This is a genomic window from Emticicia sp. (assembly GCF_049241225.1).
Classification (GTDB): Bacteria; Bacteroidota; Bacteroidia; order Cytophagales; family Spirosomataceae; genus Emticicia.
Genome location: NZ_JBMLRC010000049.1, coordinates 7,719 through 16,215, shown reverse-complemented (window position 1 = coordinate 16,215; position 8,497 = coordinate 7,719). Strand labels below are relative to the sequence as shown.

The following is an 8,497-nucleotide window of genomic DNA, read 5'->3' as shown; positions in this document are numbered from 1 at the left end:
TTTACGCTCATAAAAAATAAAGGGCGAGTATTATCAAGAGTCGATCTGCTTGAAAGTGCTTGGGATATTAACTTTAATTTGGCTACCAATGTGGTGGATGTTTACATTAATTATTTACGCAAAAAGATAGATTCTAACTACGAACCGAAACTGGTGCATACAGTCATTGGCATGGGATATGTATTAAAAGAAGCATGAAAACTCAATTGAAAATAGCATTAGTACTTATCCTGACAAATGTAATAATGCTATTACTTTTGGGCGGAAGCATCTACTATTTTTTATACAATTATTCCTATGCTGACTTTTATAAACGCTTAGAGACCCGAGCGAAAATCTCGGCAAAATATAATTATGATGCCGATAAAATTGATGCCCAGTCTTTTAAGAAAATTAGGGATGAAAATCTTGAAAAGCTAAGCGAAGAAAAAGATTATCGGTACGAAGTTAAGTCGGAAGAGGATTTATCAGACTTAGCTAAAAAGACAAATTTACCGCTCAGTTTTTTAGAAGAGATTTTAAATAAAGCAAAATCAACACTTCAAGTAAATGAGACCTTCTACTCAGGTATCAGCTATAACAGCAATAATAAACAATATATTGTAATTGTTTCGGCCAAGAATTATTATGCTTCGCATCACCTTATTTTTATGCGAAACATTATCTTGGTTGCGGTTTTTCTGATAGTCATTTTCATTACATCGCTTTCATTCTATTTCTCCAAACACATTTTCGACCCAATTAAAAACATCACTGATAGTGTAAAACAAATCAGTACCGAAAATATTCATCAACGAATCGAGGAAAAGTATAATGATAACGAAATTAGCCAACTTATTTCGACATTTAATGACTTACTGAATCGGCTGGAAACTGCTTTTGAAACACAAAAAAACTTTGTGAGTAACGCTTCGCACGAGTTTGGCACGCCACTTACATCAATAATGGGTGAAGCCGAAGTTATGCTCATGAAAGAACGAACCCCCGAAGAATATCAACAATCTTTAACTAGTATACTAGGACAAGCCGAACGCCTCAATCAGATAACCCAGACTTTACTATATCTTGCTCAAACAGGGTATAGTGACAAGAAGGTAAATTTTGAAATTTTACGTACTGATGAACTTCTCTGGCAAGCAAAAGGAATCATTGATAAACTGAATCCAAAAAATAATATCATAATTGATTTTAGTCTTTTGCCTGAAAATCCATTCAAGCTCAAAGTGATGGGAAATAAACAACTTTTATCACTCGCTTTTACAAATCTTCTGAGTAACGCATGTAAATATTCGAGTAATAAGCCTGTTAATGTAAGCATAGCCTCGAGCGAAGACCAAGTTTTATTGATTATTAAAGATCAGGGAATCGGCATTCCAGAATCGGAGATCAAGTTTATCTACGACCCATTCTTTAGGGCATCAAATACCCGCCACATAGAAGGATATGGTATCGGACTTCCGCTTACTCGAAACATCATTAAAATTCATAATGGTCAGCTTTTAATATCTTCTCTTGTTAATGAAGGCACGACTGTTCAACTTCATTTTCCACTTGCAAAAATCCAAAAAACTTGACAAAAAAATATCCTTCCAATTTTTATACTTTAAGCAACCAATTTCAAGAAAAATAAATATTCGAAAACAATCGACAGGTGCATTTTTCTCATAAATGACTGACTATAAATTATCTACAAAACCCTAAATTAGATAATAGATTATTCAGCTGATCCAAACTGTAGTTGTGAGAAGTTAGTTTTTTTTTCAATTTCATAAAATTCTAATTCAATTTTAATCTACCTCTTAACTCGCTCTCATTTTCCATAAGCAGTTTTGCACATTATTTTTTCCACTTAAAAAATTGGAGTATGGCAGCAAAGATATTAATTCCTACAGATTTCCGTGTAGAGTCACTCAATACACTAAAATTAGCTATGAATCATTTAGATACCTACGAGGTGGAAGTGGTTTTAATGTACTCGGAAGATCTGGGAAATTCGATTACAGAATTACTTTTTTATAACCCCAAGAAAATTGTAGAGTCTCTCAGAACAATAGAATTTGATCAAGCACTTTCTATTTTAAAAAACAGATTCGAGAGCCGAATAAAATCTATTAGCTACGAAATATTTCATGGGTATCGTGTTCAACAGTTCGAAAACTTTATTGAATCAAAAAATATCGATTCAATATTTTTACCCAAAAATTATCAATTGCAATTGCCATTAAATGGATTTAACTCGATTCCACTTATAAAAAAATCGAAATTTACTTATCAAGAATTAGATTGGATTTCTCACAAGCAAACCTCTTCCAAATTTCAGCTTAATACCTTGTTTAACTTTTCAAAAAGTTATTGATTTCACAACAAATATATAATTTTATACCTCAACCTTATAGCCATCAATAAATAAAAACGGTAGAATAAACTACTTATTTCACCAGAGAACTGCTATGACACCATGGCAGTTTTCTTACTTTATATAATCTCTTATTTATAACCTTCTGCTTGTAAATAAAATAATTCGGCGTAGCGACCATTTTTTATGAGTAACTCTTCATGCGTTCCGATTTCAAGTAAATTCCCTTTATCAAGTACCAAAATTCGGTCGGCCATTCTAACTGTTGAGAATCTATGTGAAATCAGAATGGCAGTTTTTCCTTTCGTTAGTTCGGCGAAACGTCGGAAAACTTCATATTCGGCACGAGCATCGAGAGCAGCTGTTGGTTCATCCAATATGAGCACATCTGCTTCACGCAAATAAGCTCTTGCCAATGCAACTTTCTGCCATTCACCACCCGAAAGCTCAATTCCTTTAGAAAATTTACGTCCCAGAGGTTGGTCATATTTGAGTGGTAATTTTTCAATCACCGTATCAGCCAAACTTTGATGGGCAGCTCTTTCAATTTCGGGGAGTTCTTCACGAGATTCAATATCTCCTACTGCAATGTTATCGCCCGCAGTAAAATTGAACTTCTGAAAATCTTGGAAAATCACACCGATGTGCTCACGCAATTCTACCAAATTATATTCTTTCAAATCGACACCATCGAGCAGGATTCGGCCTTCATCTGGGTCATATAATCTGGCCAAAAGTTTTACCAAAGTTGTCTTTCCTGAGCCATTTTCACCAACCAAAGCCAACTTCTCTCCTACTTTCAACTCAAAATTTAGATTTCTATTTGCCCATTTATCAGAGTTTGGGTATTTAAAACCAACATTTTCAAACTTAAATCCCTCTCGAATCGGGTCGGGAAAAGTTTTAGGTTGAACTGGAGAAACAATTTGTGGCTCAATTTGATAAAACTCAAACAAATCATTGAGATATAATGCACCCTGTGAAATACTAGTGAAACGCCCCAAAATACCCTCTAATAAAGATTTTAATTGTCGAAACGAACCAGCCAAAAACGTCAAGCTACCAATTGTTACGATTCCCTTGACGGTCTCAAGAATGATTAAAGTGTATGCACCAAAATAGCCCAAAGTTCCGATTGCCACCAATAAACACCCCCAAGAGGCACGTTCAATCGCCAATTTTTTATTTTCCTTGAAATATCGATCGGATAAATTGCGAAATCTACCAATAATAAAATCTGAAAGCCCAAAAAGTTTTACTTCTTTAGCAGTTTCATCACTCGCACCAATAAAACGATAATAATCTAATTCTCTTCGTTGGGGAGTCCACCCCCTTTGTAATGAATAGCTTTTGGCATTGAAATGCCACTCGCCAATAAATGAAGGAATAACTGACACCAATAACAAAACAATCAACCATGGGTTAAAAGTTACGAGACCGACAAGCAAAAGCCCCATCGTTATGGCATCTTGGCCCTGAACTAAAATCTGCGAAAGCAGAACCGTCCGGCCGTTAGTTTGCTGCCTAGCACGCTCAAGTTTATCATAAAAAGTGGCATTTTCGAACTGCGACAAATCGAGCGAAACGGCATGTTTCATTAATTTTATTGAAGTTCGGTTAGCAAACAAATCACCTAAAAGACTATCAGTCAACGAAATACCACGAGAAAGTAAATCGCTGAGTATCATGAGACTAAGCTCAGCAGCTATCAATAAATATATGTGTGTAAAATTATCCGACTTGCTCATACTCAGCACTAGCACCTCATCAATAATAAGTTTGCCGAGATACAAAATCGAAATTGGAATGGCCGAACGCATCAAGCGTAGCAGCATATTACCAATCGCCAAAGCTGGTGAAGTTTGATATACCTCACGCAAAAAAGCGGGTAAATTACCAAGTGCTTTCAAGCGTTGCTTAATATTAGGTTTTGTTTCGATGGGATCAATGATAGGTCGAGCCATTTTCTATAATTTGGTACACAGATCTAACTGCATAAAAGCTTTTTGGGTTCAGATTTATCAAAGAGAGATTTGCATGACACAAAAAATGTATATATTTGTTTTCCTAACCTACTCTATGACATTAACGAATCTAACAGATGACCAACTAGTATCACTCCTGCGAGATAATCGGCATGAGGAAAAAGCATTTGCGGAAATTTATGAGCGTTATTGGAAAAAACTAACTTCTTTGGCAGTTTTTAAAACCAATTCAAAAGAAATTGCGGCTGAGATTGTTCAAGAAATTTTCATAAAACTTTGGGAAAAACGCAATTCCACAAGCATCATTCACCTCGAAAGCTATCTTTTTACGGCACTCAAATACCAAATCATTAGCCACCTCAGGGCTGTTATCAGTAGCAGAAATATTACGGATGTATATGCAGAACCACACGTTGTTTCGCAAGAAACCCTGACTGTTGATGCTCTAAAAAAGGCCATCGAAACTGCAATGGCACAACTCCCCCAAAAAACCCAACAAATTTTTAGTATGAGTAGGTTTGATGAAAAATCGCACAAAGAAATTTCATCGGAACTTGATATTTCTGAAAAATCGGTTGAGTATCACATCACCCAAGCCTTAAAGGTCTTGCGTGAGCATCTCAAAGATTTTTATATTCTACTTATGCTGTTTCATTCTCTCTAACTTCAAGGTGATTTTTTTCACTATTTCTGATTTTTTTCACGATTTACTCCATTGTCAGTGTCCTCACTGACAAATAATCACAATGAATTTTCCAAGAATAAATAAGTATTATTACTCACTTTATTGTATTTTTCAAAGATTATTTATTTTCTTTTAGGGGTACTTATTGTTTTTTCGACTTTCATTCAAATTCAGACACAAATGAGCAAACAAGGATTCGATTCGATTTTAGATAAATATTTATCGGGGAAATGTTCACCCGAAGAAAAAGCGTTGGTTGAGCAATGGTATGAGTTGGTAGGAAATGACCAACAGTTACCCAAATCGGAAGTGGAGTGGTATTCTTTAAAAGGAAAAATCTGGAATGCGATTCAGGAAAATAACATAGAACCAGCAAAAGTTATTCCTTTCTGGAAAACACAAATTTTCAGAATTGGTATTGCCGCTTGTTTATTATTGGGCATAGGAATTTACTTTCTACTTCCAGCCAAAAACGAGCAACAGTTAGTAACCACCTTATTTGGTAATAATATTACGAAAGAAAATTTATCTACCAAAGTTGTGTTGGTTCGCTTAGAAGATGGCAGTGAGGTGCAACTTTCACCTAAAGCAAAAATCACGTATCCGCAACAGTTTTTGGGCAATAAACGTGAACTTACTCTAGAAGGCGATGCTTTTTTTAGCATTACCAAAAACCCAGAGCGTCCGTTTTTGATAACAACTGGCAACACAATTACTAAGGTTTTAGGTACGAGTTTTTTTATTCGTTCGTCAAAAAAAGCAAAAGTTGAAGTAGAAGTTAAAACAGGTCGAGTGGCTGTTTATGAGAAAAACGCCAAAAATAAGAAAGACAACGGTGTATTGCTCACGCCAAACTTGAAAGTAACGTTTTTTGAAGATGATAAACTTTTTGTAACTGGTTTGGTAGAAAAACCAGTCATTCAAGATGTGGTAATTGAAACCCAAAAGATTGCTTTTAAGTTTGACGAAACGCCCCTCTCAGAAGTTTTGACACAACTCGAAGCCGCATACGGCATCGAAATTACGACCGAAAACGAAAAACTAAATCACTCGCTTTTAACAGCCGATATTTCAAGCCAAGACCTATATACCAAATTAGATATTATCTGCACCGCTATCAATGCACATTATGAAGTAAAAGGCACGACTATCCTGATAACTCAGCCTTAAACTTCCCCATAAATACTAACCTATTATTTACAACAATTTAAAAATCTTATGAGAATAAAAAAAATGTAAGCACTTCCTTCAGAAAAAAAGGCCGACAATGGTACCAGCATTGTCGACCCAACTAATCAGCCCATATTTTTTGCAATATTTCATTCACTCAGAAAGTGACTGCCGGGCTTCCTTTTGTCAAATCTTAATTCAACAAAACATTTCAAATCTATGAAAAAAATTCAACAAAACCGTACGTTTCTGCTGAACATCATGAAATTTTCACTGCTACAAATACTGATTGTAGGCTTTTTTGCACAAATATCCTTTGCTTTTGATGTAAAAGCTCAAGATATAATGAATAAAAGCATTACTCTAAAAGCCGACAACCTGACTTTAAAAAAGGTTTTGAGCCAACTTGAAGTTCAATCAGAAATTAAATTTGTTTTTAGCTCTACCACTATTCAAACCGATAGAAAAGTAAGTATCAATGCGGCTCAAAAACCATTATCAGAAGTACTTTCAACGCTCTTTAAGCCACTTAATATTGCCTATAAAGTTATTGGAGGACAAATAATTTTGAGTGTAGATACACAAAACACGAAAACACCCATCCCAAACGGGTTACAGTCTCTGGAGACTCAAAAAATAGAAGACCCGATCAAAGGAAGGATAACTAATGAAAAAAACGAAGGATTTGCAGGGGTTAATATAACAATAAAGGGGACAAATCGTGGAACAACAACCGACAGCGACGGTAATTTTAGCATTAATGCCAAAGAAGGTGATATACTGATTGCTTCGTTTTTAGGTTATAAAAGTCAAGAAATAAAAGTTGGTAAAGAAAGCATTGTTGTAAAGTTGGTCGAAGATGTTTCGTTGCTCAACGACGTAGTTGTAGTTGGCTCTCGCTTTGCAAAACCTCGCACCGACCTCGACCGTCCGGTGGCGATTGATGTAATAAATGCCAAAGAATTACAGACCTCAGGTCAAGTTGATTTAGGCCAAACAATCCATTTTGCAGCACCTTCATTCAACGCCGTAAAGTTTGGTATCAATGATGCTGCACCATTTGTTGACCCTGCCACACTCCGTGGACTTGGCCCTGACCAAGTTTTGATGCTCATCAACAACAAACGCCGTCATAAAGTATCGTTTTTGAGTATCAACGATGGCGTTGGAAAAGGACAAGTAGGAACTGACATCAACGTAGTGCCTGCACTTTCGTTGAAAAGAGTGGAAGTTTTGCGTGATGGAGCAGCGGCACAATATGGTTCTGATGCCATTGCGGGTGTTATAAACCTTGAATTAAATGATGCCTCGGAAGGTGGAGCGGTAAATATTTTCACAGGTATTGGTTATTCAAAACCAAATCTTGATGTAACAGGAGTCATTGCCCCTACCACAATAACTGATGGATTAACCTACAATGCTAACGTAAACTTTGGTCTAAAACTTACTTCTAAAGGCTACATTAACACTACGCTAACATACTCACATACAGATGGTTACGACCGTTCTGGCCCATTTAAAGCAGCTGCTGGTTATTATGTAAGAGATGCCGTACAAGATGCCGCTTTGGTAGCTAAAAATGGCATTGATTTGAATCGAGCTATTTTAGGTTCGGCCGAAAACACCACTATTGGTTTGTTTAGCAACATGGGTATTCAATTGAATAGCAATTGGAAATGGTATGCTTTCGGTGGGTATACACACAAACACGTAGTTACGGGTGTATTCACTCGCCCACCTTCAAATGCCCGTCGTTCGGTACTCGAAATCTTCCCGAATGGCTATAATCCAATTGCTCCTGCCGATTTACAAGACTATTCAATCGTGACAGGTATCAAAGGTAAAATTGGAGCAAATTGGGACGCAGATTTTAGTGCTTCGCAAGGTGGAAATCAAGTAGACTGGTACGCAAAAAACACCGTAAACCCAAGTTTGGGTGCGGCTTCACCAACCGAATTTTATGTTGGGCAAACCAAAAACTCACAAACATTAATCAATGCTGATGTATCGAGAATGTACAACAAAGGTGCTTATCCGAATCTGAGTTTGGGTGCTGGTTCTGAATTCCGCTACGAAACCTACAAACTCACTGCGGGCGACCCAGCCTCTTATGAAGCAGGCCCATTGAAAAGAACAAAAGATGTTGGTTCGAGTGGTCGCGAGGGTTTTAGCAATAAAGCTGCCGGAAAATGGGGCCGAACAAACCTCGGTATTTATGTAGAAGCTGAAAGCGACATTACGAAAGCATTTTTGGTTGGAGCAGCTCTCCGTTACGAAAATTATAGCGATTTTGGTTCGAAT

Annotated in this window: 6 protein-coding genes; 5 read left to right on the top strand and 1 reads right to left on the bottom strand. The window is 36.6% G+C overall.

Annotated features, from left to right (window positions below; all coding sequences use genetic code 11):
* Both ACOVO2_RS03150 and ACOVO2_RS03145 read left to right on the top strand, forming a co-directional pair.
* A partial coding sequence (locus tag ACOVO2_RS03150) for a winged helix-turn-helix domain-containing protein (RefSeq protein WP_421768576.1) occupies positions 1-198 on the top strand: 198 nt, incomplete at its 5' end.
* Positions 195-1,574, top strand: a complete 1,380-nt coding sequence (locus ACOVO2_RS03145) for a sensor histidine kinase (protein ID WP_421768575.1) — start codon at positions 195-197, stop codon at positions 1,572-1,574. The genes ACOVO2_RS03150 and ACOVO2_RS03145, both read left to right, overlap by 4 nt.
* Before the next feature lie 913 nt (positions 1,575-2,487).
* Here the strand turns inward: ACOVO2_RS03145 and ACOVO2_RS03140 are convergent.
* A complete protein-coding gene (locus ACOVO2_RS03140) occupies positions 2,488-4,320 on the bottom strand; it encodes an ABC transporter ATP-binding protein (protein ID WP_421768574.1) in 1,833 nt (610 codons plus the stop codon).
* An 85-nt stretch (positions 4,321-4,405) separates the two neighbouring features.
* Between ACOVO2_RS03140 and ACOVO2_RS03135 the strand changes: the two genes are divergently transcribed.
* From ACOVO2_RS03135 to ACOVO2_RS03125, 3 genes are all read left to right on the top strand, one after another.
* A complete protein-coding gene (locus tag ACOVO2_RS03135) occupies positions 4,406-5,005 on the top strand; it encodes an RNA polymerase sigma factor (RefSeq protein ID WP_421768573.1) in 600 nt (199 codons plus the stop codon).
* Positions 5,006-5,206: 201 nt separating this feature from the next.
* Entirely contained in the window at positions 5,207-6,196 is a 990-nt protein-coding gene (locus tag ACOVO2_RS03130) for a FecR family protein (RefSeq protein WP_421768572.1), read from the top strand.
* Positions 6,197-6,415: 219 nt separating this feature from the next.
* The coding region (locus ACOVO2_RS03125) for a carboxypeptidase-like regulatory domain-containing protein (protein ID WP_421768571.1) at positions 6,416-8,497 on the top strand (2,082 nt) is incomplete at its 3' end.